This is a genomic window from Pseudomonas sp. TAE6080 (assembly GCF_018732265.1).
Taxonomy (GTDB): Bacteria; Pseudomonadota; Gammaproteobacteria; order Pseudomonadales; family Pseudomonadaceae; genus Aquipseudomonas; species Aquipseudomonas brenneri.
Map to the genome: position 1 here is coordinate 219,310 of NZ_JAHIDY010000002.1, position 24,743 is coordinate 244,052.

24 protein-coding genes are annotated in these 24,743 nt (G+C 60.0%); 17 read left to right on the forward strand and 7 right to left on the reverse strand.

Translation table 11 applies throughout. The annotated features are described in order from the left end of the window. Nucleotides 1–158 precede the first annotated feature (158 nt). The 8 genes from uvrD to KL786_RS03430 all read left to right on the forward strand — a co-directional run bounded on the left by uvrD (nt 159) and on the right by KL786_RS03430 (nt 11,354). Nucleotides 159–2,342: a DNA helicase II gene (gene uvrD, locus KL786_RS03395; protein ID WP_090292500.1), complete on the forward strand. Its 2,184-nt coding sequence runs from the start codon at nt 159–161 to the stop codon at nt 2,340–2,342. Between the two features lie 244 nt (nt 2,343–2,586). Further along, on the forward strand, nt 2,587–3,459 hold the full coding sequence (locus KL786_RS03400; protein WP_215516739.1) for a Tim44 domain-containing protein: 873 nt from the start codon (nt 2,587–2,589) through the stop codon (nt 3,457–3,459). A 186-nt stretch (nt 3,460–3,645) separates the two neighbouring features. Beyond that, on the forward strand, nt 3,646–4,143 hold the full coding sequence (locus KL786_RS03405) for an RNA polymerase sigma factor (RefSeq protein ID WP_032856686.1): 498 nt from the start codon (nt 3,646–3,648) through the stop codon (nt 4,141–4,143). Nucleotides 4,144–4,186: 43 nt separating this feature from the next. Further along, complete coding sequence (locus tag KL786_RS03410) at nt 4,187–5,167, forward strand: FecR family protein (protein WP_353844639.1); 981 nt, start codon at nt 4,187–4,189, stop codon at nt 5,165–5,167. 121 nt (nt 5,168–5,288) lie between these two features. Then, on the forward strand, nt 5,289–8,405 hold the full coding sequence (locus KL786_RS03415) for a TonB-dependent receptor domain-containing protein (protein ID WP_215516740.1): 3,117 nt from the start codon (nt 5,289–5,291) through the stop codon (nt 8,403–8,405). Nucleotides 8,406–8,523: 118 nt separating this feature from the next. Beyond that, on the forward strand, nt 8,524–9,255 hold the full coding sequence (locus KL786_RS03420) for a Slam-dependent surface lipoprotein (RefSeq protein ID WP_390898774.1): 732 nt from the start codon (nt 8,524–8,526) through the stop codon (nt 9,253–9,255). Between the two features lie 92 nt (nt 9,256–9,347). Further along, nucleotides 9,348–10,847 carry a surface lipoprotein assembly modifier gene (locus KL786_RS03425; RefSeq protein WP_215516742.1) on the forward strand — a complete coding sequence of 500 codons (1,500 nt, stop codon included), beginning with the start codon at nt 9,348–9,350 and terminating at the stop codon, nt 10,845–10,847. Between the two features lie 99 nt (nt 10,848–10,946). Next, nucleotides 10,947–11,354, forward strand: a complete 408-nt coding sequence (locus KL786_RS03430) for an SMI1/KNR4 family protein (RefSeq protein WP_215516743.1) — start codon at nt 10,947–10,949, stop codon at nt 11,352–11,354. Here KL786_RS03430 and KL786_RS03435 read toward each other — a convergent pair whose 3' ends face one another. Continuing rightward, nucleotides 11,355–13,118, reverse strand: coding sequence for a cation:proton antiporter (locus tag KL786_RS03435; protein ID WP_215516744.1), 1,764 nt, complete (start codon nt 13,116–13,118; stop codon nt 11,355–11,357). Nucleotides 13,119–13,410: 292 nt separating this feature from the next. Here KL786_RS03435 and KL786_RS03440 point away from each other — a divergent pair, with 292 nt between their 5' ends. Continuing rightward, entirely contained in the window at nt 13,411–13,896 is a 486-nt protein-coding gene (locus KL786_RS03440; protein ID WP_032856676.1) for an acyl-CoA thioesterase, read from the forward strand. 129 nt (nt 13,897–14,025) lie between these two features. Here the strand turns inward: KL786_RS03440 and pdxY are convergent, their stop codons facing one another. Further along, complete coding sequence (gene pdxY / locus KL786_RS03445) at nt 14,026–14,898, reverse strand: pyridoxal kinase PdxY (RefSeq protein WP_215516745.1); 873 nt, start codon at nt 14,896–14,898, stop codon at nt 14,026–14,028. Nucleotides 14,899–15,014: 116 nt separating this feature from the next. Between pdxY and KL786_RS03450 the strand changes: the two genes are divergently transcribed. Further along, the gene (locus tag KL786_RS03450; protein ID WP_032856673.1) at nt 15,015–15,407 is read left to right on the forward strand and encodes a DUF3301 domain-containing protein; all 393 of its coding nucleotides are present in this window, start codon (nt 15,015–15,017) and stop codon (nt 15,405–15,407) included. Here the strand turns inward: KL786_RS03450 and KL786_RS03455 are convergent. The 4 genes from KL786_RS03455 to dksA are packed head-to-tail and all read right to left on the reverse strand — an operon-like array spanning nt 15,401 to nt 18,692. After that, nucleotides 15,401–16,363: a CobW family GTP-binding protein gene (locus KL786_RS03455; RefSeq protein ID WP_215516774.1), complete on the reverse strand. Its 963-nt coding sequence runs from the start codon at nt 16,361–16,363 to the stop codon at nt 15,401–15,403. The genes KL786_RS03450 and KL786_RS03455 overlap by 7 nt on opposite strands. 45 nt (nt 16,364–16,408) lie before the next feature. Continuing rightward, nucleotides 16,409–17,053, reverse strand: coding sequence for a DUF1826 domain-containing protein (locus KL786_RS03460; protein ID WP_029290068.1), 645 nt, complete (start codon nt 17,051–17,053; stop codon nt 16,409–16,411). Then, nucleotides 17,053–18,261, reverse strand: coding sequence for a zinc metallochaperone GTPase ZigA (gene zigA, locus KL786_RS03465; RefSeq protein WP_215516746.1), 1,209 nt, complete (start codon nt 18,259–18,261; stop codon nt 17,053–17,055). The genes KL786_RS03460 and zigA overlap by 1 nt, the downstream gene beginning before the upstream one ends. 26 nt (nt 18,262–18,287) lie before the next feature. Further along, complete coding sequence (gene dksA, locus KL786_RS03470) at nt 18,288–18,692, reverse strand: RNA polymerase-binding protein DksA (RefSeq protein ID WP_215516747.1); 405 nt, start codon at nt 18,690–18,692, stop codon at nt 18,288–18,290. Nucleotides 18,693–18,818: 126 nt separating this feature from the next. Here dksA and KL786_RS03475 point away from each other — a divergent pair, with 126 nt between their 5' ends. After that, complete coding sequence (locus tag KL786_RS03475; RefSeq protein WP_215516748.1) at nt 18,819–19,187, forward strand: glutamine synthetase; 369 nt, start codon at nt 18,819–18,821, stop codon at nt 19,185–19,187. Here the strand turns inward: KL786_RS03475 and KL786_RS03480 are convergent. Beyond that, nucleotides 19,184–20,359 carry an N-acetylmuramoyl-L-alanine amidase gene (locus KL786_RS03480; RefSeq protein WP_215516749.1) on the reverse strand — a complete coding sequence of 392 codons (1,176 nt, stop codon included), beginning with the start codon at nt 20,357–20,359 and terminating at the stop codon, nt 19,184–19,186. The two genes, KL786_RS03475 and KL786_RS03480, sit on opposite strands and share 4 nt — an antisense overlap. Nucleotides 20,360–20,440: 81 nt before the next feature. On the opposite strand from KL786_RS03480, the gene folE2 reads away from it, so the two are divergent. The 6 genes from folE2 to KL786_RS03510 are packed head-to-tail and all read left to right on the forward strand — an operon-like array spanning nt 20,441 to nt 24,743. After that, nucleotides 20,441–21,337 carry a GTP cyclohydrolase FolE2 gene (folE2, locus tag KL786_RS03485; protein ID WP_215516750.1) on the forward strand — a complete coding sequence of 299 codons (897 nt, stop codon included), beginning with the start codon at nt 20,441–20,443 and terminating at the stop codon, nt 21,335–21,337. Continuing rightward, complete coding sequence (locus tag KL786_RS03490) at nt 21,334–22,002, forward strand: metal ABC transporter ATP-binding protein (RefSeq protein WP_215516751.1); 669 nt, start codon at nt 21,334–21,336, stop codon at nt 22,000–22,002. Before folE2 ends, KL786_RS03490 begins: the two co-directional genes overlap by 4 nt. Further along, entirely contained in the window at nt 22,002–22,874 is an 873-nt protein-coding gene (locus tag KL786_RS03495; protein WP_215516752.1) for a metal ABC transporter permease, read from the forward strand. The genes KL786_RS03490 and KL786_RS03495 overlap by 1 nt, the downstream gene beginning before the upstream one ends. Before the next feature lie 11 nt (nt 22,875–22,885). Continuing rightward, nucleotides 22,886–23,764, forward strand: coding sequence for a metal ABC transporter substrate-binding protein (locus KL786_RS03500; protein ID WP_215516753.1), 879 nt, complete (start codon nt 22,886–22,888; stop codon nt 23,762–23,764). Next, nucleotides 23,761–24,186, forward strand: a complete 426-nt coding sequence (gene hisI / locus KL786_RS03505; protein WP_215516754.1) for a phosphoribosyl-AMP cyclohydrolase — start codon at nt 23,761–23,763, stop codon at nt 24,184–24,186. Before KL786_RS03500 ends, hisI begins: the two co-directional genes overlap by 4 nt. Then, on the forward strand, nt 24,183–24,743 hold the full coding sequence (locus tag KL786_RS03510; protein WP_032856659.1) for a gamma carbonic anhydrase family protein: 561 nt from the start codon (nt 24,183–24,185) through the stop codon (nt 24,741–24,743). Before hisI ends, KL786_RS03510 begins: the two co-directional genes overlap by 4 nt.

Here is a 24,743-nt window from a genome sequence, read left to right on the forward strand (position 1 = left end):
GAGGGGCTGAACAAGACAGGGCGCGGCCTACAGGCGATGACTTACCGGTCATCACAGTGACGCGATTATTTGCCGATTGAAGATCGCCGGCGGCTTTTTGTGCCGACCACCCGGCATTGGGATTTGCCCCCCTTCCCCCGGCACCCTAGAATGCGCCGATGCGCGATGATCTCTCCCTTTTGCTGAACTCCCTCAACGATGCCCAACGCCAGGCCGTAGCAGCCCCCGTTGGCCGTCAGTTGGTCCTGGCCGGTGCTGGCTCCGGTAAAACCCGAGTGCTGGTGCACCGTATCGCCTGGTTGATCCAGGTCGAGAACGCGTCCCCGCATTCCATCCTGTCGGTGACCTTCACCAACAAGGCCGCTGCCGAGATGCGCCACCGCATCGAGCAGTTGATGGGCATCAGCCCGGCCGGCATGTGGGTCGGCACCTTCCACGGCCTGGCGCACCGTTTGTTGCGGGCCCACTGGCAGGAAGCAGGCCTGGCCCAGAGCTTCCAGATTCTTGACAGCGATGACCAGCAACGCCTGGTCAAGCGGGTGATCCGCGAGCTGGGCCTGGATGAGCAACGCTGGCCGGTGCGCCAGGCCCAGTGGTTCATCAACGGCCAGAAAGACGAAGGCCTGCGCCCGCAACATATCCAGGCCAGCGGCGATCTGTTCCTGGCCACCATGCGCAGCATTTATGAAGCCTACGAAGTGGCCTGCCAGCGTGCCGGGGTCATCGACTTCTCCGAACTGCTGCTGCGGGCCCTCGACCTGTGGCGCGACAACCCTGGCCTGCTGGCGCATTACCAGAAGCGTTTCCGGCATATCCTGGTGGACGAGTTCCAGGACACCAACGCCGTGCAGTACGCCTGGTTGCGCCTGCTGGCCAAGGGCGGCGACAGCCTGATGGTGGTGGGCGACGACGACCAGTCGATCTACGGCTGGCGCGGCGCGAAAATCGAGAACATCTACCAGTATTCCGACGACTTCCCGGACGCCGAGACCATTCGCCTGGAGCAGAACTATCGCTCCACCGCCGGGATCCTCAAGGCCGCCAACGCCTTGATCGCCAATAACACCGGGCGCCTGGGCAAGGAGTTGTGGACCGACGGCGGCGAAGGCGAGGCGATCAACCTCTACGCAGCCTTCAACGAACACGACGAAGCGCGCTACGTGGTGGAAACCATTGAAAGCGCCCTGAAAACCGGACTGGCCCGCAGCGACATCGCCATTCTGTATCGCTCCAACGCCCAATCGCGGGTGCTGGAAGAAGCCTTGCTGCGCGAACGTATCCCGTACCGCATCTATGGCGGCCAGCGCTTCTTCGAACGTGCGGAAATCAAGAACGCCATGGCCTACCTGCGCCTGCTGGAAGGTCGCGGCAACGACGCGGCGCTGGAGCGGGTGATCAACGTACCGGCGCGGGGTATTGGCGAGAAAACCGTCGAGGCGATCCGCGAACACGCGCGTCACAGCGATGTGTCGATGTGGGAAGCCATGCGCCTGCTGATCGTCAATAAAGGCCTGACAGGTCGCGCTGCCGGGGCGTTGGGTGGGTTTGTCGAGTTGATCGACAACCTCGCCGCCAAGTGCCTGGAAATGCCGCTGCACCTGATGACCCAGACCGTGATCGAACAGTCCGGCCTGATCGCTTACCACGAAGCGGAAAAAGGCGAGAAAGGCCAGGCCCGGGTAGAAAACCTTGAGGAACTGGTCAGCGCCGCCCGGGCTTTCGAGAACAGCGAAGAAGATGCCGACCTGTCGCCATTGGCTGCGTTCCTCGGCCATGCATCGCTGGAAGCCGGCGATACCCAGGCCGACGAGCACGAAGACAGCGTGCAATTGATGACGCTGCACAGTGCCAAGGGCCTGGAATTCCCCTACGTGTTCCTGGTGGGCATGGAAGAAGGCCTGTTCCCGCACAAGATGAGCCTGGAAGAGCCCGGCCGCCTTGAGGAGGAACGCCGCCTGGCCTACGTGGGCATCACCCGGGCCATGCAGAACCTGGTGATGACCTACGCCGAGACGCGTCGCCTGTATGGCAGCGAGACCTACAACAAGGTGTCGCGCTTCGTACGAGAAGTGCCGAAAGGGTTGATCCAGGAAGTGCGCTTGTCCAATAGCGTCAGCCGGCCGTTTGGCGGTGGCCAGCAGCAGAATTCCAGCAACATGTTTGCCGGTGCGGAAATTCCCGAAACCCCGTTCAGCCTGGGCCAGTTGGTCAAGCATGCGATCTTTGGCGAGGGTGTGATCCTCAACTTCGAAGGCGCCGGGGCCCAGGCCCGGGTGCAGGTAAACTTCGCCGAAGGCAGCAAGTGGCTGATGATGGGCTACGCCAAGCTCGAAGCGGTCTAAAGCCTGCCCGGTGTAGGAGCGAGCTTGCTCGCGAAGATCGTCAACGATAACGCGGGCATCCTGGATGAGCGTGGTGTCTTGGAGTTTTTCGCGAGCAAGCTCGCTCCTACACAGGGCGCGGATACACCCTACAGAGCATTCGGATTAGGCCTTACGCAAAAGCCCGAAACATTATGTCGCTAGCCACTGTCAGTACACCTGTGCAACATGGCGCGCGTGCAATCCACAAATGGGAATTCCCTTTATGAAACGTTTTCTTAGCATCGCCATGGCGTTGTGCATCGGCCTGACGATGAGCCTCGACGCCAACGCCAAACGCTTCGGTGGCGGTAAAAGCTCCGGCGCAGCGCCGAGCCACCAGACCAGCCAAATGGCCCCAGCCGCTGGCGGCATGGGTGGAGCGGCTGCCACCGCAGGTGCAGCCGGTGCCGCGGGCGCTGCTGCCAAGGCCGGCGGTGCTTCGCGCTGGTTGGGCCCTCTGGCCGGTATCGCTGCCGGTGGCCTGCTCGCCTCCATGTTCATGGGCGGCGGCTTCCAGGGCATGCAGATCTTCGACATCCTGATCATGGCCGTCATCGCCTTTGTGATCTTCCGCTTCATCGCCGCCCGTCGTCGCAAGCAACAGGAGCACCTGGCTCCAGCTGGCGCGCCAATGCAGCGTGAAGTGTTCGAGCAAAAGCCTGCCATGGGTTCGATCTTCGGCGGCTCGGCGGCATCTGCTGCTGCGCGTCCGGTGATCAATGCGCCAGCCTGGTTCAACGAAGAGCGTTTCGTCGAAGCGGCCCGCAACCACTTCCAGTCCCTGCAGCAACACTGGGACGCCAACGAAATGGACAAGATCGCCGAGTTCGTGACCCCGCAACTGCTGGAGTTCCTCAAGCGCGAACGTGCCGAGTTGGGCGACGCTTTCCAGTCGACCTACATCGACGACCTGCGCGTACAACTGGAAGGTGTGGATGACCGCGCCGACAAGACCATCGCCACCCTGACCTTCAGCGGTGTGTCGAAGACTTCGCGCTTCGACCAGGGCGAAGTGTTCAGCGAAAGCTGGAACATGGAACGTCCGCAAGGCGAAAACCAGCCTTGGCTGGTAGCCGGTATCCGCCAGAACGGCTGATCCGCAAAGGCGCATAGCCTGCTGTAACAAACACCCCGGTCGAGTGCAGTGTTCCAAAGAGCCTGCACCACCGGGGTGTTTTTTTGCCTGTGGAAAACGCAGTGCGGAGTTTTACTGGATTAATGAGAACGACTCTCATTATACTCGCCCTCCCCCGGTTCTGCCCGAGCATAGGAAAGTGCCGCCGTGCTGGAAAAACTGTTCACTCAACACGCCCCTGCGTTGCATCGATATCTGTTGCGCAAGAAGTGCTCCCCCAGCCTGGCCTCGGACCTGGTGCAGGACACATTTTTGCGCATCGCCCAGTTGGAGAGCCTGGAGCGCGTGCTCTGCGCGCCGTCCTATCTGTTTCGGGTAGCGCACAACCTGATGATCGACCATCACCGGCGCTTTGGTGAAAAGCGCTACGAAAACGACTCCACGGCCTTTTTCGCCACCCTGGTCGATGAGACCAGTTGCCCTGAAGAACAGGCCCTCGGCGCACTCGAACTGGAGCACCTGGAAAGCCTGCTTGAACGCATGCCTGCCCGTACCCGCGACGTATTTATGCTCTGTCGCGTCGAGGGCATGACGCACAAAGAGACCGCGCGCTATTTACGGATATCCACAAGCTCTGTACAAAAACACATGGCAATGGCCCTGGCCAGGATTGGCCGGGCGCTAGAGCCAGACCAAGAGGGCTGAGCCTTGTGTATGACAAAGAGCCAAAAGGTAAATAGACCGAACCGTGAACGCCTCCCCACAGACTATCGACCCGGTAGAGCGCAAAGCTGCCGACTGGGTGATGCGCCATCGCCAAGGACAGCTTTCGGCACGTGAACTTGAGGCTTTTGCGCGTTGGCTGGCTGCCGATCCGTTGCACGCGGCTGCCGTTGAGCGCGCCAATCGTGCCTGGCAGGCCACGGCATCGCTCAAACAACGCCCCGGTTATGTAAAACCCCAGCGCCCGCCGCGCTCGGCCTGGCTACGCATGCCGATCATCAATGGAGGCGCGGCGACGGCCTTCGCCCTCGGCTGCTGGATGCTGCTGGCGCCGCCCTTTTGGGCGCAAGCCCTGACCAGCGACTACCACACCGGTTTTGGCGAAGTACGCCAGATCACCCTGGCCGACGGCAGCCAGGTGCAGTTGGGTAGCCACAGTATTCTCAACCTGGCCTACGACGATCAGACCCGGCGCGTGCGCTTGAGCCAGGGCGAAGCCGTGTTCACACCTGCGCCGATGAATGAACAGGAGCGACGCCCCTTCACCGTCCAGGCACCCGGCGCCGATATCACGGCACGCGGCACCCGCTATCTGGTGGGTATCGGCAAGGACCGCGAAGGCTGGGTGGGCGTATTGCAGCACCGGGTCGAGGTCAATCTGACCGATCACGGGCGCGATGAGGCGGCCGGCTCGGCATTGCTTGAACAGGGCAACAGCCTGCGCTTCAGCCCCAAGACGGGGCTTGTACCGCTGAACACCAGCCCTGAGGAGTTGGCCAGTTGGCAGGAAGGACGACTGGTGTTCCAGCGTGAATCCCTGGCCGACGCCGCAACCCGCATCAACCGCTATCGACCTGGGCTGGTGCTGGTCAAAGGTGAGGCACTGCGCAACGTCAAGATCAGTGCAGTGATGCGCCTGGATAACCTCGACGAGGCGCTCAAGCACCTGGTAACGCAAGTCCATGGGCGTATTGTCGAGCTGCCTGGGTTGACCCTGATCTACTGAGCGACCTTAAAAAATCAAATAAAAATCCATATACATAGATCATAACGATCTATCGCGTTTTTGCAGCTGAGCCGTTTCTACTACATGTGAATAAATCTTATTTACTTTAGTGAGGCCGGTTTTGCAGACGCACGAGAACAACAAAAAGCGCCAGGCAACAAAACGTACCCGACTGAGCCTGGGCATTCAGTTGGCCGTCATTGCGCTGGTCGCCGATGCCACGACTATCAGCCCGGTGCTGGCAGCCCCGGCCGTCAGTGCAACACACGCCCCGGTCACTGATGTGCACAATTTCGATGTGCCGACCCTGGCCCTGGATCAAGCCCTGGTGCTGCTGGCGCGCCAGGCCGGTGTCGAGCTTTACCTGGGCAGCAACGACTTCACCAACAGCTACGGCAACCCGGTCAAGGGTCGCCTGTCCCTGGACGCTGCGCTGCAAACATTGCTGGCCAATCAAGGTGTCACCTACAGCCTCAGCGGCCCGTCCGACCGCCCGATCATCCAGGTACAACCCGGGCCGAACTCGGCCGGCATCCTGCCTGGCGACCTGCATCCCACCTACGTGCTCGGCATGGAAGGCAAACAGTCGCGCGATGAAAAGGGCTACAACGACGTCTACGACCAGGACATCTCCACGGTCTACGCCGGCAAGGAGCAGATCGAGCGCTACAAAGGCGCGGCCCCCGCCGATATGTTCAAGGGCATGCTTAACGTCTACAGCGGCGATTCGCGTAACAGCGGCGCGCTGGACCCGAACATTCGCGGCATCCAGGGCCCAGGGCGCGTGCCCGTGCTCATCGACGGTACCGAACAGGCGATCACCGCATATCGCGGCTACATAGGCGCCAACAACCGCAACTATATCGACCCCAACCTGATCGGCAGTATCAAGGTTCTAAAGGGGCCGAACCTGGAGCGCAACGTCTACAGCGGCATCGGTGGCGCAGTGGTGGCCAGCACCCTGAACGTCGACGACGTGCTCAAGCAGGATCAGGAATATGGTGGCGAACTTAAAATCGAAGGCAGCAACAACTCGGTGTCGCCCAAACTGCCGACGCTGATGACCGGGCAAATGCCCAGCCCCGACTATCAATACTTTCCCATCAGCTCCTATTACGACCCTTCGCTGTACAAACATCCGCGCACCAGTAGCAGCAACAAGCTGCTGTCCAGCGATGACTCCGCCTACCGCCTGGCACTGACCACACGGCAGGAAAAATTCGAACTGCTGGCAGCCTATGCCTTCCGCGAAAAAGGCAACCACTACTCAGGTAAGAACAAAACCGACTTCTATTCCAGCGGGAAGAAAGTCAACGGCCAGTTTGACTACATTCCCAACCTCGCCACCATCTACAAACCGGGCGATGAAGTGCCCAACACCTCCAGCAAGATGGAGTCCTGGCTGGGCAAGGCCAAACTCAAGATTGATGAAAACCAGTCCCTGGAGTTCGGTTACCGCGACACCGATGCGCTGTACGGCGAAATCCTGCCATCACGGATCTCATTCTTTACCCCCGGCACGACTTACGACGCCGCCACCAACGGCGTACCGCAGTGGCCGTTGAGCCATGTACAAAGCAAAGCCTACAACCTGGAATACAACCTCAAGCCCGAAGGTAATCCGTGGGTGGATTTCTATTCCAACCTCTGGATGACCAACACCCGCAGCGATACCTACAGCAGTGGTGGAGTTCCCAACCAAACCACCAAAGAGGACCCGGTGTTCAGGAATACCGCCCTGGCCAACTCAAAACATGATCGAGTCGGCCTGACCGCAAGCAACAAATTCAAGCTGCTTGATAGCCTAGACCTGACGCTGGGTGGCAGTTATCAGCATGAAAAATTGAGTTCGAAGGACAACTTTTACGACCCAATGATCAGCAGCAACTTTCGCATGTACCCACGAGCTGGACGCCGCGAAGAACAGGAGTACAACTTCAAGTTCGATTGGCGCCCCGTGAGCTTTGCCAAGTTTGAGGCAGGGATGCGTTATTCGTCTTATTGGGCGTTCGATGACTATCTGAAAAGTGCTCAGGACAAGAGTGGAATAACAACGCAATTTGAAGAAACCGGGCGTCGGGTGTATTACACCACGCGCAAGACACTGACGGATGCCGAATTAAAAACAACCATTGATCAGAAAATTGAAAACATGAAGGGCTTCTGGGATGTTTTCGGCGCTACTGAAGCAGAGCGTTTGGCCGATATAGAAGTGATTAAACGAGAAACATCACCCATTCAAGAAACCCAACATAGGGTTAACTGGGAGAGCGATGGTAAAGGCCGCTATTCGCGCGCTAACAACCCGTGTATCAACGGCTTGAACGCAGGTGAAAATATCATTTCCTGCAGCTCTTCCGGAAACGGTGAGGGCTACGAAAAAGACATCAAAGCCAAACACCAGAAAGACAGTGGCTGGACACCTTCGCTTTCTGCAACGTTCTATACCTCGGAAAATGGCCGGGTCTACCTGCGCTACAGCGAGGCCATCCGTTACCCAAGCATGTTTGAAAGCACCATTGGCTTTTCCTCTTCAATCAATCCCTGGGGGCTTGAGCCAGAACATGCGCACAACTACGAAGCCGCCTATATCCATAACCTAGCTGGCTGGGGTGGCAGTGAAAGCGCCGATATCAAGCTGAGCTATTACTACAACACCACGAAAAACGTGATCGAACGCGACCCACAACTGCGTTTCAGTAACCTTGAAAAGCAAGTCACTTCCGGCGTGGAATTCCAGGGTCGCTACGATAGCGGGCGGTTTTTCACCGACATGAGCATCGGCCATGTCCTGAAAAACCGCGTCTGCGATGAGAACTCGGCGGTCTCCATCAGCACCGATGGCAGTACCCCAAACTGTGTAGATGACGGTTTTGTAGGCGGATACCTGGTGAGCATGGCAATGCCAGAGTGGACTGCCAACCTCGGGTTAGGCGCGCGGTTCCTTGATCGCAAACTGGAAGTGGGCGGACGGGCTATTTATTACCGTCAACATGAAAACAAGTTCTATAACAACTACCCTAACAACGCCATGGTCAGTTATTACCTGAATACACCTATGTCTTGGGACAAGATCGTCACTTATGACGCCTACGTGAACTACAAGTTGACCGATGACGCATCCATCGAATTAACCGGTACCAACTTGAGTAATCTTTATTACATCGACCCACTGACCCGCTCGGCCATGCCCGCGCCCGGCCGAACATTGAAACTCGGCTTCACAACTACTTTTTAACTTTGGAGGTATTGCATGGGAGGCTAAAGAGGTAATTGGCGAACGCTTGACGTGTTGACTTAATTTAAATCACTCAATGGATGATGAAATGAAATCTTTCAACTACACAGTATTGGCAATGGCACTTCTGGGTCTGGCTGGCGCTGCTCAAGCAGCCACTTCTTCTGGTCAAAGTTACGATGGTACGATCGTCGTTGACGGTTCCAGTGGTTCAGGCTCAACCAATCACCCAGGTTCCGCGGGCCAGCCAGCCATTGGCGTTAAGGCTTTTTACAACGGCACGAAAGTCGCTTTCAGTGGTTTGAAAGGCATGGCTGCCACCGATGCCAATGGCGTCTCCACTATTACTACCGCGATGATGCCACCCTCTCACTCCACACTGGGCAACTTCGATTTCAAACAAGTCGCCAACCAACAGGTGTACTACGGAGAGTGGTCCCAGACGGGTGCCAACAATGACCCAAGCCGTGTCGTGTACTACTCCGGCGATACCACTGGCCGCGTACTGCCAACGGCCAGCGTGACCTACGCGGTACAGGGCATCAACAACTACTCCGGGGCTAACGTGCTGTCTGGCGACCTGACCGCATCCTTCGGCACAGCCGCCCCGACTCTGGTCGGTTCGCTGAGCAACAGCACGCTGAAGGTCCAGTTGGCGGCCAACATCAACACCGCCGACGCCAGCTTTGCCGGCAACGCTGCAGCGCGCGATGCCGTCACTAATGCAAGCCTCTCAACCGGCACCACCCAAGGCAGCTTCTTCGGCGCAGGCTCCACAGCGTCGCTGGCCGGTATCGCCAAGTTCGCCGATCGCAACTACGACACCGCTTTCGGTGGCGTCGCCAAGTAATCGCCGGTGAACCTGTTGTAGCACCACCCAAGCAAGTGCCTGCCCCCAGGCACTTGCTTTTGGCGTTTTGAAGCGATCCCGAGAGCCCGGTAATGCCCCAGCCCTACTGCAAACGATCCCCTGCGCTCCACGCTTTACCCTTTTCCCTGCTGCTGTTCATGGCCCCTGCGGTATTTGCTGCCGACCAGGACACCAGCCTGCGCCTGAACCAGACCATCGAGTACCGCGCCAATCAGCAAGAGCGCGAGTTGCTCAAGGATGAACTGCCCAGCGACGGCGCCGCGCCACTGTTGAACATCGATGGCCAGGACTACACCGTCGGCAACAACCTGGATGAGCTGGGCCGTGCAGTGTACGTGTCCCTCTCGCGTCAGAACTGGCCACAGGCCAGGGACTATCTCAAACGCTACACCGCCCTGCCCGGCCACGACCCGATGCTCACCGCCTATGCCAAGGGCGGTCTGGCCCGCGCCGATGGCGATCTGGAACAGGCCGAAGATTATTACCGGCAGTTGCTGGCGATACAGTCCGACTTCCTGCCCGGCCGCCTGGAGCTGGCGCGGGTGCTGTTCGAGAACCGCAAGGATGGCGAGTCCAACGCCGTATTCCAACAGATCAGCAGCGGCCTCAGCCCCTCCGACGCGCAGGCCATGGGCCTGGGCAAGACCGTCGACAGTTTCAAGCAGGCCCTGGATCACCGTGAAGACTGGCAAGGCTCCTTCGCCATCGGCCCGACCTGGGGCAAAAACCTCAACCAGTCACCAGAAAGCACGGTGACGTATCGCTACGTCACTGCCGAAGAAACCATTCTGGTCCAACGCTCGCTGCCCAAGGCCGTGTCTGCCCACGGCGCGGATTACGAGGCCACGCTCAACAAACGCATCGCCCTCAGCGGCCATCACGGGGTATTCATGCGCTCGCTGTTGTACGGCCAGGCGTATGAAAAAGAGAGCAAGTACAACGAAGGCACAGTGATCAACAATGCCGGCTACAGCTACCACGATGCCAAGAACCAGTACTCCCTCGGTCCGTCGTATGAGTTCAACACCATTGCCGACAACGCCATGTACAGCGCCTGGGGGCTGCGGGGCGAATGGATCCACACGTTATCGGCCACGCGTATGTTCAAGCTCGAAGGCGAATACAAGGACATGGCCTACAAGCACGACCTCAATACCAACCTCGACGGCGGCATCAGTTCGGTCTACGCCACCCTGTGGCAGGCACTGCCCCAGCGCTGGACGCTGTTCGGCGGCGTGGACCTGAGCCAGCGCAACGCCCAGGACCGTACCCAGGCTTACCTGCAAAAAGGTGTGCGGCTGGGCGTCGCCAAGGATTTCGAGGTGGGCGTCAGCGCCGTGCTGTTCGCTTCGTACCGCAAGCGCCAATACGATGCCTACAGCGCGATTGTTGATGACCGACGCAGCGACGATGAACAAGGCTACACGTTTATCCTGCGCGCCCCACGCCTGGCGGTGATGGATGTGGTGCCCAGTCTGACAGTCAAGTACAACAAGGTCGTAAGCAATGTCGACTGGCTTTATTCCTACGACAAAAACAGCATCAGCCTAAAGCTGGAAAAGCAGTTTTAACCGGCTTCACCGGGTTTTCTATTTCGCGGTTGCACTTATAGCGAGCTACTGTATAAAACGCCCCTATAAACCGCGCCATCTAGCATGAGGATCCCGGCCGTGGAAGAAGTTATCGAACAATTGCGTGAAGCCAACGAACCGGTACCGGTTCCTCTGGAACTGCCCGACGAAGACCAGTTGGTGGAAGTCGAAGAACAGCTGTATATCAACATCCCGTTTGTGTTCAAGGAATTCCTGCTGACCGTCAGCGATGTGGTGTATGGCAGCCTGGAGCCGGTGACCATCACCGACCCACAGTCCCACACCTATCTGCCGGATGTCGCAGCCAATGCCTGGGATATCGGCGTGCCTCGCGAGCTGATCCCGATCTGCCAGAACGGAGACGATTACTACTGCGTCGAGGAAGACGGCACGGTAGTGCTGTGGTCCGGCGAAGAAGAGCTGGTCACCGAAGAGTCCTGGGAATCGGTGTGGCACTGGGCGCGGGACGTCTGGCTGGAAAGCTGATCAGTGTTCGTGGGTGTCCTTGTGGTTATCCAGGGTTTCCAGCAAGGCCACCTGCATGCGCGTATGTATGCGGATAAACCAGCGCCAGAGCACCGCAGCGACTGCGGCGGTCACCACCGCAATCAACACCAGCAACTTGTTGGTCGGCAAAATACTGGCCGACAAGGCTGCCAATAGCAGGAAAATCACCAGCAGCGAGAGGATCGGGATCAACTCGGCAATCACCCGTCGTACGCGCTGGGTATGGCGCCCGGCCATTTCCGGCTTCACGCTCATCTCCGCCAGCAGCATCGACAGCGCCTTGAGCTTGCGATACGCGGCAATCAAGAATGGCAGCGACAACAACAATGCGCCGCCCCAGATCAATGCCTTCTGCCAGCTAGGATCACTGATCCAGCCTTGCAGATACCCGCCTATACGCGCCGCGAAGAAACTGCCGGTAAAGAAAATCGCGACCACCAGCGCCAGGTTCACCCCCACCTGCAAGATGATCTTGCGGATCATCGACGCCAGCATCGCGCCTTCGCCCTGGGGTTGAATGCTACGCAGCCATTCGCCATACAGGCCAAACACCCGGCTCAGGCGCTGCGGCATCACCGCTGCAATCTTCAACGACAGTGGATCGGCACCACGAATCAGGTACGGCGTCAGCAGCGTGGTAATCGCAGAAACCGCCACCGCCACTGGGTAGAGAAAGTCGCTGGTCACTTGCAACGTCATCCCCAACGCCGCAATGATGAAAGAAAACTCGCCAATCTGTGACAGCCCCATGCCTACCCGCAACGAGGTGCGGCCGTCGTTACCAGCGATAAACGCGCCAAGGCCACAGGACAACATCTTGCCCAGCACCACCGCCACGGTAATCACCGCGATCGGCCAGGCGTATTGCAGCAGGATCTGCGGGTCGATCATCAAGCCGATGGCGACAAAGAAAATCGCACTGAACATGTCGCGAACCGGCTCGATCAGACGCTCGATTTTCAGCAACTGCCGGGATTCGGCCATGATCGCGCCGATCAGGAAGGCCCCCAGCACCATGCTGTATTCGAGCTTGACCACCAACAGGCAAAACCCGAAACACAGGCCCAGGACGGTAATCAGCAGCATCTCGTTGCTGTCGAATTTGGCCACGTAGGCCAGCAGCCGCGGCACCAGCAAAATGCCGATCACCAGCGCCACAATCATGAACAGCGAGAGCTTGCCGACGGTGGAAAACACTTCGCCGGAGCTGACTGTACCGCTGACGGCGATGCTCGACAGCAAGGCAATGATGCCGATACCCAGGATGTCTTCGACGATCAGCACGCCAAAGATCAGTTGGGCAAAGCGCTGGTTTTTCATCTTCAGGTCGTTGAGCGCCTTGACGATGATGGTGGTCGAGGAAATCGCCAGGATCGCGCCGAGGAACAGCGAGTCCATGGTGTTCCAATCGAACCATTGGCCGATTTCGTAGCCAATCCAGATCATCAGGATGATTTCGAGGAAGGCTGCGATAAACGCCGTGGCGCCCACCTTGAACAGCTTGCGCAGGCTGAACTCCAGGCCCAGGCAGAACATCAGGAAGATCACCCCCAGCTCGGCCAGGGTCTTGATCGTGTCTTCGTCGTGGATCAGCCCGAATGGCGGAGTGTGTGGGCCGATGATGAAGCCAGCAACGATGTACCCCAGGACCACTGGCTGCTTGAGGCGATGGAACAGGATGGTCACCACCCCTGCCACGAGCATGATCACAGCCAAGTCCTGGATAAAGCTGATGGCGTGCATGGCGAGGGGCTCCTTGAGGGTGCTGGCACTTTCCCAAGTTCCACGCAGCCGCCACAACGGCTCGTAATGTGCGGAAGGAAAAGTCTGCCTTAATCGTAAGAAATGCCCTTGAAATAGGCTTTTGAAGGGTAACACCGCGACTTCCGGCAGAAAGCCGGTGCAATATATGGAAACAGATCGCTCCCGGCGTGACGGCAAGCCCCGTCCCGGCGTCCCGTAAGGGATGGCGCTGTAATGATTCCAGCATCCGCAGAGGTGCCCCCCAACCAATGCCTACAACCGTGAGTGTGCTATGGAACCCGGAAACGCCCAGCTGTCGATGACGGTATTGATGACCCCTGACATGGCCAACTTCTCAGGCAATGTCCACGGCGGCACCCTGCTCAAGTACCTCGACGAAGTGGCCTACGCCTGCGCCAGCCGTTATGCCGGCCGCTACGTAGTCACACTGTCGGTGGACCAGGTGATTTTTCGCGAGCCGATCCATGTCGGCGAGTTGGTGACGTTCCTGGCGTCGGTCAACTACACCGGCAACACCTCGATGGAAGTGGGGATCAAGGTGGTCACCGAGAACATCCGCGAGCGCTCGGTACGTCATACCAACAGCTGCTTCTTCACCATGGTCGCCGTCGATGACGACCGCAAACCGGCCGCCGTGCCAGCGTTGCAGCCACAGAACAGTGAAGACAAGCGCCGGTTTATCCAGGGCAAGCAGCGTCGCCAGGTTCGCCAGGAGCTGGAGAAGCGCTACCAGGAAATCAAGGCCGACGCCCTCTGATCCCAAACTGTAAACCCAATCGAAATGTGGGAGCGGGCTTGCTCGCGAATGCGGTGAATCAGTCAATACAGGTGCTGACTGACCCACCGCATTCGCGAGCAAGCCCGCTCCCACATTAGGGTTGTGGTGTTACAGGCTGATCGGCGTGGCTTCGAAGCGCACACGCGGGTGGGCGATGCGATCCTGGGCTCGCACCAGCTCCAACTCGTAACTGGCGCACGCCTGGGTTTCCAGCAGCACTTCATGCACAGCCGCTGCGGTGAACTCGAAGGCCGCCAGCAGGCTGTCGCCCAGCAGCACCCGCGCCAGGAACAAACCTGAGGTCAAGTCGCCCACGCCCACCGGCTGGCGCGGGAATGCCAGCAGCGGCCGACGCAGGTGCCAGCTGCCTTCGGCAGTCACCAACAACATCTCGAAACCGTCCGCCAGCTTGCCCGGATAGTCCAGGTGCTTGACCAGCACCGCTTTGGGGCCGCGCGCCAGCAGGGCCCGCGCCATGCCCAGGCAATCGAACAGCGACTGCGGCTTACGCCCCGAGAAGCTGTCCAGTTCCAGTTGGTTGGGGCACAGGAAGTCGGCCATGGCCACCGCTTCATCCAGCAAAAAATCACTGACTTCTTGCGGCACGATGCAGCCTTTTTCCGGGTGGCCCATCACCGGGTCGCACAGGTACAGCGCCTTGGGGTTGATCGCCTTGATCCGCGCCACACCGGTCAGGATCGCCCGGCCCTGGGCGGCGCTGCCCAGGTAGCCAGACAGCACCGCGTCGCAGTTGCCCAACTCGCCAATCGCCGCGATCCCTTCTACCAACGCAGGAATTTGCTGCGGTGCCAACACTTCTCCCGCCCACTGGCCATACTGGGTATGGTTGGAGAACTGCACGGTGTTGAGCGGCCAGACATTCACCCCCACCCGCTGCATGGGAAACACGGCGGCGCTGTTGCCGGCATGGCCGAAGACCATATGGGACTGGATCGCAAGCAGATGAGGCGTACGTTTCATGCAGGGGATTTCCGTAAAACCGTTAAATTCTGGCCGCGCAGTATGCGACTAAAAGCAGCCTGTACGACAGACCGGAGACACAGTTAAGCTGGCCTTACTTTGTTGGAGCAAATCGCATGCTAACCCTGGGAAATATCTTTGTGCTGATGCTGCTGGCGGCGGCTGCCGCTTGGGTGTGGCACAACCACGGCCTGCGCGAGCGAGCGCTGGAGAGGGTCAAGCAGCATTGCGCCAAGCTCGACATCGAACTGCTCGACGGCGCCGTGGCCTTGAAACGCATCGGTTTCGTCAAGGACGCCAACGGCCGTCGGCGTTTGGCGCGGGTCTACAACTTTGAGTTCACCGTGACCGGCGAAGCCCGCCATCCCGGCACCATCACCCAGTTTGGTGCCCACAGTGCGCAGATCGAACTGGCGCCCTATCCGTTTGAAATAAAGACGCCGCCGCCCACTGCCGAAGTGATTGAACTGAGCCAGTGGCGCCAGGAGCACAGCAAGACCCGTCACTGACGGCAATTGGCCAAGGCTGCTTGCAGCATGGCCACGTCCTGTTCCTCGCTGAAAATCAGCTCGATACGCGAGTCCCGCCGCCATTCGCTGGGCTGCCAGGTGAGCGTGGTGTTATCCACAGCGTTGGCCGAGACCCAGCCACCGACACTGTGGATAACCAGTTTGGCGCGCTGCCAGTCCAAACTTTCCAGCCATTGCCGGACCTTGCAGGTGTCGAACTGTTGGCTCGGATGCCAGCGCCAACCGATGCTCCACGCACCTGCCTGGGCCTGATGCAGGCAGATCGGCACGCATGGATCGCTCCAGATAGCCGGGATCTGCCCCAGCCCCTTGGGTGTTTCGAAGTTATCCACAGCCGCCCCCGCCTGAGCATCGAGCCCCGGCAGCCGGGCCAATGGCAGTTGCGCCTGTCGGGTCCAGAAAACCTCGCAAGCCGGCAGCGCCCTTTCAATCTCGCCGCGCTGTACGGCGTCCAGCCCTTCATCCTTGTTCAGCACCAGCAGCCCGGCACTGGCCAGAGCTTCACGCTGGGCCTCGGGCAATGACCTGCCCGCCGCCAGCGCCTGGGCGTCGAGTACCAGCACACAAGGCTGGACGGCCAGCACGGTGTGCCAGGGCGCCTGGCGCAACTGCTGGAGCAATTGCGCCGGGTGGCCAAGCCCTGAGGGCTCGATAAACAAACGGTCGGGCTTGGCCTTACGCAACAAACGGCCCAGGCCTACCTGGAACGGTGCGCCATTCACACAACACAAGCAGCCACCAGCCACTTCGCCCAAGGCAATACCATCGTCATCCAGGGTCAGCAGTGCGGCATCCAGGCCAATCTGCCCGAACTCATTGATCAACACCGCCCAGCGTTCGTGGGGCGGGCGCTGGGCGAGCAGGTGCTTGATCAGGCTGGTCTTGCCGGCGCCCAAAGGCCCGGCAATCACATGGGTGGGAATATTTTGCAGCATGCTGGACATTGTTCTGACCGTGTAGAGAGGCTTGATCCTACCCGGTTATGCCAACCAATCCAGCGTCAGAATCAGCCGACGTTCGTTGGCGGCCAGCGCCGGCGAGCGATGAATCAAGCCGTAGCCTTCATTGCCGCGCCACTTTTCGCCTTTGAGCAGGGCGACCTCACCACAGTGGATCTGCTCGATGCGCTCGCTGGGTTCCGCGTCTGCCTGGCTCAACTGGCGGCGGTCCATCACCCCTTCGCGCAGCCACTGACTGCCGATGCCGGCGTAGGTGGTGATCAAGCGCACGGGTACGTGATCGACATGAAAACGCGGGCACATGGCCTTATCCAGCAGCCTCAGCCGCACGCCGATGCGCTTGGCCCCCAACAGGCAGGCAAAGGCGCTGACCAGCCACGCCACATCGGCGATAAACCCGTCGTAGCCTTCCAGATCACGACAGCCTGCGGCCAGGCCCAGCAAGTTGGGCTCAGCCTCTTCGCTGTCCAATTCCACCACCAGCGACTCGGCAAGCGGCTCGTTCAGCGAGACCAGCAAGGCGCCAAACTCGGCGATATGCAGCGGCAACTGGCGCTGCCACAGCGCCAGGTTCACACCGTTGTCCAGGATATCGGCCAGCGCCAGCGGGGTTTCCCCACGGGTCTGGCGAATCACCGGGCGCAGTTGAATCACAGGTGCCAGCATCAGGCGGCTGCCTCCTCGTACCAAGGGCCAAAAGGGTCGACCATCTGGCGCCAACCTTCGACGCCCAGGGCCATTTCTTCATCCGTCAGCAGGCACGCGTCCAGCTCAACGCGCAGTTGCGCAAAATCGATGTTCTGCCCGATAAACACCAGTTCCTGACGGCAATCACCAGTACTCAACTGCCAATTGCCCATGATCGCCGCAACGCTTTCCTGGTCCTCAGGCCATTGGCTCTTGGGCACGAAGCGCCACCAGCGACCGGCAAAACCATGGCGCATCAAGCCGCCAGCCTGGGACCAACTGCCGGCATCACGATGCTTGCTGGCCAGCCAGAAAAAACCCTTGGAGCGCAGCAACTTGCCGTTGCTCCACGGGCGGTCGATAAAGTCGAAAAACCGTTGCGGGTGGAATGGCCGACGCGCCCGATAGGCCGTGGAGGCAATGCCATATTCCTCGGTCTCCGGCACATGCTCACCGCGCAACTCTTGCAACCAGCCCGGTGCCTGGGCCGCGCGCTCGAAGTCGAAACGCCCGGTGTTGAGGATCTCGGCCAACGGCACTTCGCCCATGACCATGGGAATGATGCGCGCCTGGGCATTCAGGCGCTCAAGGATGGCCACCAGTTCTTCACGTTCGTGGCTGCTGATCAGGTCGATCTTGCTGATCAGGATGACGTCGGCAAACTCGATCTGTTCGATCAGCAGGTCAGTGATAGAGCGCTCGTCCTCCTCACCCAAGGTTTCGCCACGGGACGCCAGGCTTTCGGCCGCCTGGTAATCGAGCAGGAAGTTCATGCCGTCGACCACGGTAACCATGGTGTCCAGGCGCGCAATATCCGCCAGGCTCTGGCCGTTTTCATCGCGAAAGGTGAAGGTTTCGGCCACTGGCAGCGGCTCGGAAATGCCGGTGGACTCAATCAACAAGTAATCGAACCGGCCATCCCTGGCGAGCTTTGTGACCTCAATCAGTAAGTCTTCACGCAAGGTGCAGCAGATGCAGCCGTTGCTCATCTCGACCAGTTTTTCTTCCGAGCGGTTGAGGCTGACGTCGCGCTGGACCTCGCCACCATCAATGTTGATCTCGCTCATGTCGTTGACGATCACCGCCACCCGCAGGTTCTCGCGGTTGCGCAGGACGTAATTGAGCAGCGTGCTTTTACCGGCGCCGAGAAATCCGGACAGCACAGTAACGGGTAGTCGGTCGGTCATCAGGTGTTCCTCATCAGGTTGGCCGGTCAAATCGCCCGTTGATGGCGTTCGCGCAGCTCTTCACGTTCTTTGGCTTCGATACACAGGGTCGCTGTAGGCCGCAGCAACAGGCGCTTGAGGCCAATCGGCTCGCCCGTTTCGCGGCACCAGCCGTATTCACCGCGGGCCAGGAGCTCCAGGGCTTCGTCGATCTTGTCCAACAGCTTCTTTTCTCGCTCCAGCAGGCGCAGTTGCCAGTGGCGCTGTTCTTCGGCGCTGCCGACATCGGCGGGGTCGCTGTTGGGCTCCTGCTCGCGCAGCACCATGAACTCGGCGTCGATGCGCGTTTGCAGGTCAGCGCGCTGGGCCAGCAGCAACTGGCGGAAAAAGGCTTGCTGGGGCTCGCTCATGTAATCGGCGGGCGATTGGGCAAGCAGGTCTTGTTCAGTCATCAGGTCGGTTCACGGGTCAGGCTTCGTTTTAATGTTATAGTATAACAGTGCAAATAAGCTAATCCCCGCTTGCCTGACGCGACGAAGGGCGCAATCCTTGAGCCCGTCCATGCCCCGAGAAGCCTTATGAAATACTTGTTGTGCGGCGTGTTGCTGCTGGTCGCGAGTCAGGCCGGCGCGCAAGTGCCGAGCCAATTGGCCACCTGCACTCGCAGCGCCACCCTGTTGGCCTGCGTCGATGCCCAGGGCAACGCGTACAGCGTCGCCACCGTGGGCAGCACCACCTATTTGCGAGGGTTTGAGGTGATCGGCAAGCGCTACTGGGCCCAGACCAACAGCCGTTATGGCCAGTTGACGTTTTTTACCGGGCTGGCCTCCGATGGTGAGGCATGGGTTGGCTACACGCGGCGCGTGGGCTGGACCACAATCAACCGGTTTTCCAGCTCCGGCGGCGCCAGCGCCAAGTTCACCTGTAGCCGCATCACCGGCTGCTAGGCCTGGCCGTTCTTCTGCTGCTGGGCCCAGGCCATGTAGCTGTTGATCGGTGGGTTTTTCTGGAAGTAGCGCTGCAACCCTTCAAACAGGCCATCCGCGATTGCCTGTTGATGACGCGCAGTGACCAGCCGCTGGCTGTCACGGACATTGGAGATAAAGCCGGTTTCCACCAGGATCGACGGCACGTCCGGCGACTTGAGCACCGCGAACCCCGCCTGCTCCACACGCTTTTGATGCAACGTGGTGATGCCCGCCAGGCTGCCCAGTACGGTATTGCCCAGTTGCAGGCTGGCGGCCAGGGTGGCGCTCATCGACATATCGAGGATGACCCCGGCGAGCATCGGGTCCTTGTCCTTGAGGTTGAGCAGGCTGGTGGCGCCCAACAGGTCGGCGCCGTTTTCCCGCTGTGCCATGAAGCGCGCCGTTGCCGAAGTGGCACCGCCTTCGGACAAGGCATACACCGAAGCCCCCGATGCCGTCAGCCGTGGTGCCGCATCTGCGTGGACCGAGATAAACATATCGGCCCTGTAGCGCCGGGCGATCTCCACCCGTTTGCGCAGCGGTACGAAGAAATCATCGTTGCGTACCAGCTTTACGGTAAAGCCCTTCTCGCGCTTGAGCCGCTTGGCCAGCAACTGGGAGATGGCCAGGACCACATCCTTTTCCCGCTCACCTTTGGCGCCAACAGCGCCGGGATCCTTGCCACCGTGGCCGGGGTCGACCACGACGATAATGTCGCGCTTGGGATGCGCTTTCTCCACCGGTGCTTGGCGGGCGCTGCTGCTCAGGTCCAACACCAGGCGATGCCCCTGCCCATCCTGCGGCGGCAGGACAAAGCTGTTGAGCTGCATCGGTTGGGCCAGGTCGAGGACGATTCGGGTGTCGCCCGCGCCCTGGCGCCCGGAGCGAATCGCGGTAATGCCACTGTTGGCCAGTGCCAATTGGCTGAAATCACCGCTCAGGCCCGCGCCGCTCAAGTCGATGATCAGCCGCTCGGGTGCGCCCAGGGAAAAGGTCTTGTAGCTCACCGGGCCGCTGAGATCGAACACCAACCGCAGCTTGTCATTGGAACGCCACAGGCGCGCATTGCGGATCTGCGTCGCATGCAGCGCAAAAGGCAAAGTAAACACGGAGCTGGCCAGCAGCAGGCTAAGGAGTTGACGTCTGTGCATGACATTCACCGCAGAAAAATAATCGTCGACTGAATTGTTATACTATAACATGTCGGTTTATATCCAACGATGGACCTTCTAATGAATGCGCTGACTCTGCCGGATATCGCCGCGCAGGCTTCTCGCCAAGCCTTGCCACTCGACTGGGTGGGCATGTGTGGCATTGCCCTGCCCATCCTGATCGACGGCCAACGTTTGAGCGCCAAGGCCGATGCAGGAGTAAGCCTGGACGATGGCGAGGCGCGCGGCATTCATATGTCGCGCTTATACCTGGCGTTGGAAATGCTTGAGTCACAAGACCTGCAACCAGCGCTGCTGCGCCAGGTGCTACAGCGTTTTCTCGATAGCCATGAAGGCTTGTCGAACAGTGCGTACCTGCGGATTCATACCGATTTGTTGCTTAAGCGTCCTGCGCTGGTCAGCCCATTAGCCGGTTGGAAGAGCTATCCGGTGAGCATCGAAGCGCGCTTGGAAAAGCAGATGTTCCACGTGGAACTAAAAATTGACGTTACTTACTCTTCAACCTGCCCATGCTCGGCAGCCCTCGCCAGGCAGTTGATTCAGCAGCAATTTATCGATGACTTCGCTAACACGTCGTTGCAACACGAAGACGTGCTGGCCTGGCTTGGCAGCGCCAAAGGGATCATCGCCACACCGCACAGCCAGCGCAGCACTGCGCAGTTGCAGGTTGATCTGCAACCTGGGCAGCCCACGTTGCCACTGACGGAATTGATCGACCAGGCCGAAACCGCCCTTGGCACTGCCGTACAAACCGCGGTCAAACGGGCCGATGAACAAGCCTTCGCCTTGGCCAACGGGCAGAACCTGATGTTCTGTGAAGACGCCGCCCGCCGCCTGAACCTGGCGCTGCAACGCTCGGACGCCGTGCAAGCCTTTCACCTCAAAGTCATCCACGCCGAAAGCCTGCACGCCCACGATGCCGTGGCCGAAAGCCGTTGGACGAGGGTTGGCGCGTGATCCGTTGCAATGCCTTGCGCTGGGGCGCTCCGGGCCAACCGCTGACGCCGGCCATTGATATCGAATTGGGCAAAGGCAGCCTGACCGGGGTGATCGGCGCGAACGGTTCGGGTAAAAGCAGCTTGTTGAAAGTTATCGCCGGCTTGCAAAAGCCCTTGGCGGGCAAGGTCATGTTGGACGTTCCACGGCGCGGTGGGATGTCTTTCCTGCCACAGCAACAATATCTGGACCGGCAGTTTCCTATCAGCCTTCAAGAACTGGTGGTTGCCGGTTTCTGGGCGACAAAACACTCCCCGCAACAACGCAGCCAACGCCTGCAAGCCGTGCTGGAGGACTGGTGCCTCAGCGGCCTGGAACAGCGCCCCTTGATGGCCCTGTCCGGCGGCGAACTGCAACGCGCCCTGCTCGCTCGCCTCAGCCTGGCCGAAGCGCCGGTGTTGTTGCTGGATGAACCCCATGCCGCACTGGATGAACAAGGCCAGGCACTGCTGTGGAAGCATATCCACACCTGGCATGCCGAAGGCCGCACCTTGCTGGTGGTCTGCCATGACCTGGCCGCTGTCCGCCAACATCTGCCACAGGCGTTGCAGATCAAAAGCAGCGGTTGCGTGCTCGCGCCGAGCACCGCACTGATCCTGCAACAACCGCAGATGCAGGTCGCCTGATGCACCTCACCGCCCAACTGTGGATGCCCTTCAGCGACTTCGTGTTCATGCGCCGCGCTCTGCTCGGCGGCCTGCTGCTGGCCTGTAGCACCGCGCCGCTGGGGGTGTTCCTGATCCTGCGGCGCATGAGCCTGATCGGCGATGCGGTGGCCCACGGCATCCTGCCCGGCGCCGCACTGGGCTTCTGGTTTGCCGGCCTGAGCCTGCCGGCCCTGACCCTCGGCGGCCTCGGCGCCGGCTTGGGCATGGCCGGCCTCGCCGCGTGGATCACCCGCCGCACCGGCCTGCGCGAAGATGCCAGCCTGGCTGCGATCTACCCGATTTCCCTGGCCGCCGGCGTGCTGATCCTTGGTCTGGCCGGCAAGCGCCTGGACCTGCTGCACCTGCACCTGCTGTTCGGTTCGGCGCTGGCGGTAGACGGCCCGACCTTGACCGGCATGCTGTGGGTGTCCGGCTTCAGCCTGGTCGCCATGGCACTGATCTACAAACTGCTGGTGCTGGACACCCTCGACCCCCTGTTCCTGCAAACCGTCAGTCGCTTCGGGCCGTTGGCCCATGGTGTGTTCCTGACCCTGGTGGTGTTGAACCTGGTGATCGGATTCCAGGCCATCGGCGCCTTGATGGTGGTCGGCCTGATGATGTTGCCCGCCGCGGCGTCACGCTTCTGGAGCCGGCGGCTGCCGGTATTGATCGCGATATCGGCGCTGCTCGGATGCGTGTCGGTGTGGCTTGGCTTGTTGCTGTCGTTCTATTACTCGCTGCCCAGCGGCCCGGCGATTGTGCTGGTGGCTGGCGGCTTGTACCTGCTGTCCGTGGTGTTCGGGCCGGTACATGGCTTGCTGCGCCGCCCGCCCTTGCTTACATCCCAATGAGGTGTTTTCCGATGCGCGCTCTACTCGTACTGTTCAGCGTCCTGCTCCCGCTGTCGTTCGCGACCGCCCAGGATAAGCTCCAGGTGGTCACCAGCTTCAGCATTCTCGCCGACATGACCCAGCAGGTCGGCGGCGAACATATCCAGCTCAGCAACATGGTCGGCCCCGATGCCGATGCACACACCTATGAGCCGTCACCCGACGATGCCAAGGCGCTGCTCAAGGCCCGCGTCATCATCAAGAATGGCCTGGGCTTCGAGCCGTGGTTGGATCGCCTGATTACCAGTACCGAAACCCCAGCCACGGTGGTCAACGCCAGCAAAGGCGTGATCGCCCGCACGCTGGACGAAGACGGTGAAAAGATCCCCGACCCCCACGCTTGGCATAACCTGGCCAACGCCGAAATCTACATCAGCAACATCACCCAGGCATTGATCACTGCCGATCCGGCCAACAAGGCCGACTACCAACGCAACAGCCAGGCGTACCTGCAAAAGATCTACCGCCTGCTGGCCGAAGCCAAGGCCAAGTTTGCCGCGCTGCCTGCGGGCAATCGACGCATCGTCACTTCCCATGACGCCTTCGGCTACCTGGGCCAGGCCTACGGTATCGACTTCATGGCGCCCCAAGGTTTGTCCACCGAACGCGAACCATCGGCCGCCGAAGTCGCCGCGCTGATCACCCAGATCCGCCAGGCCCACGTCAAGGCGGTCTTCATCGAGAACATCAAGGACGCACGCCTGCTCAAGCAGATTGCCGAGGAAAGCGGCGCGCATATCGGCGGCACGTTGTACTCCGATGCCCTGGCCGCCAAAGGCCCGGCCAGTACCTTTACCGGCCTGTTTGAATACAACCTCAACACCTTGTACGACGCCTTGGGCACGCCATGACACTGTCGATGCTTGAACTGGAAGCCGCCGCCGTCGGCAGCCGCTTTCCCCTGGCCCAGGTACTGGATGCCTTGCCGTGGAACAGCGACGGCCTAATTGCCGCCATCGCCCAGCAACACCGCAGCGGCGAGGTATTGATGCTGGCCTGGATGAACCGCCAGGCCCTCGACGAAACCCTCGCCAACGGCCAGGTCTGCTACTGGTCACGCTCGCGCCAGCGCTTGTGGCGCAAGGGTGAAAGCTCAGGCCACAGGCAACAGTTGATCGAAGCACGCCTGGACTGCGACGGCGATGCCGTCCTGCTGATCGTCGACCAACAAGGCCCGGCGTGCCACACCGGGCGCCCGACCTGCTTTTACAACGCCATTGAAGACCACCAGGTACACATCCTCACCGCGCCCCTCAAGGAACCTGCTGCATGATCCGCAAGAACCCCTCCGGCGATCTGCCGGTCATTGCCGAGTCAGCCTACGTCGATAAAACCGCGATCATCTGCGGCAAAGTGGTCATCGGCGAAAATGTATTTGTCGGCCCCTATGCGGTGATTCGCGCCGACGAAGTCAACGCCGACGGCGCCATGGATCCGATCACTATCGGCGCCAACTCCAATATCCAGGACGGCGTGGTGATCCACTCAAAATCCGGCGCGGCGGTAACCATCGGCGAGTTCACCTCCATTGCTCACCGCTCGATTGTCCACGGCCCCTGCATCGTCGGCGATCGGGTGTTTATCGGTTTCAACAGCGTGCTGTTCAACTGTGTGGTCGGTGATGGCTGTGTGGTGCGGCACAACTCGGTGGTCGATGGTCGCGACTTGCCCGCCGCGTTCTATGTGCCCTCCACCACCCGTATCGGGCCCAATACCGACCTGTCGCAGTTTCCGCCAGTGAGTGTCAGTGCCTCGGAGTTTTCCGAGGACGTGGCCCGTACAAACGTTGATCTGGTGCGCGGCTATAAAGCCCTGCAAAACGAGTTCTGA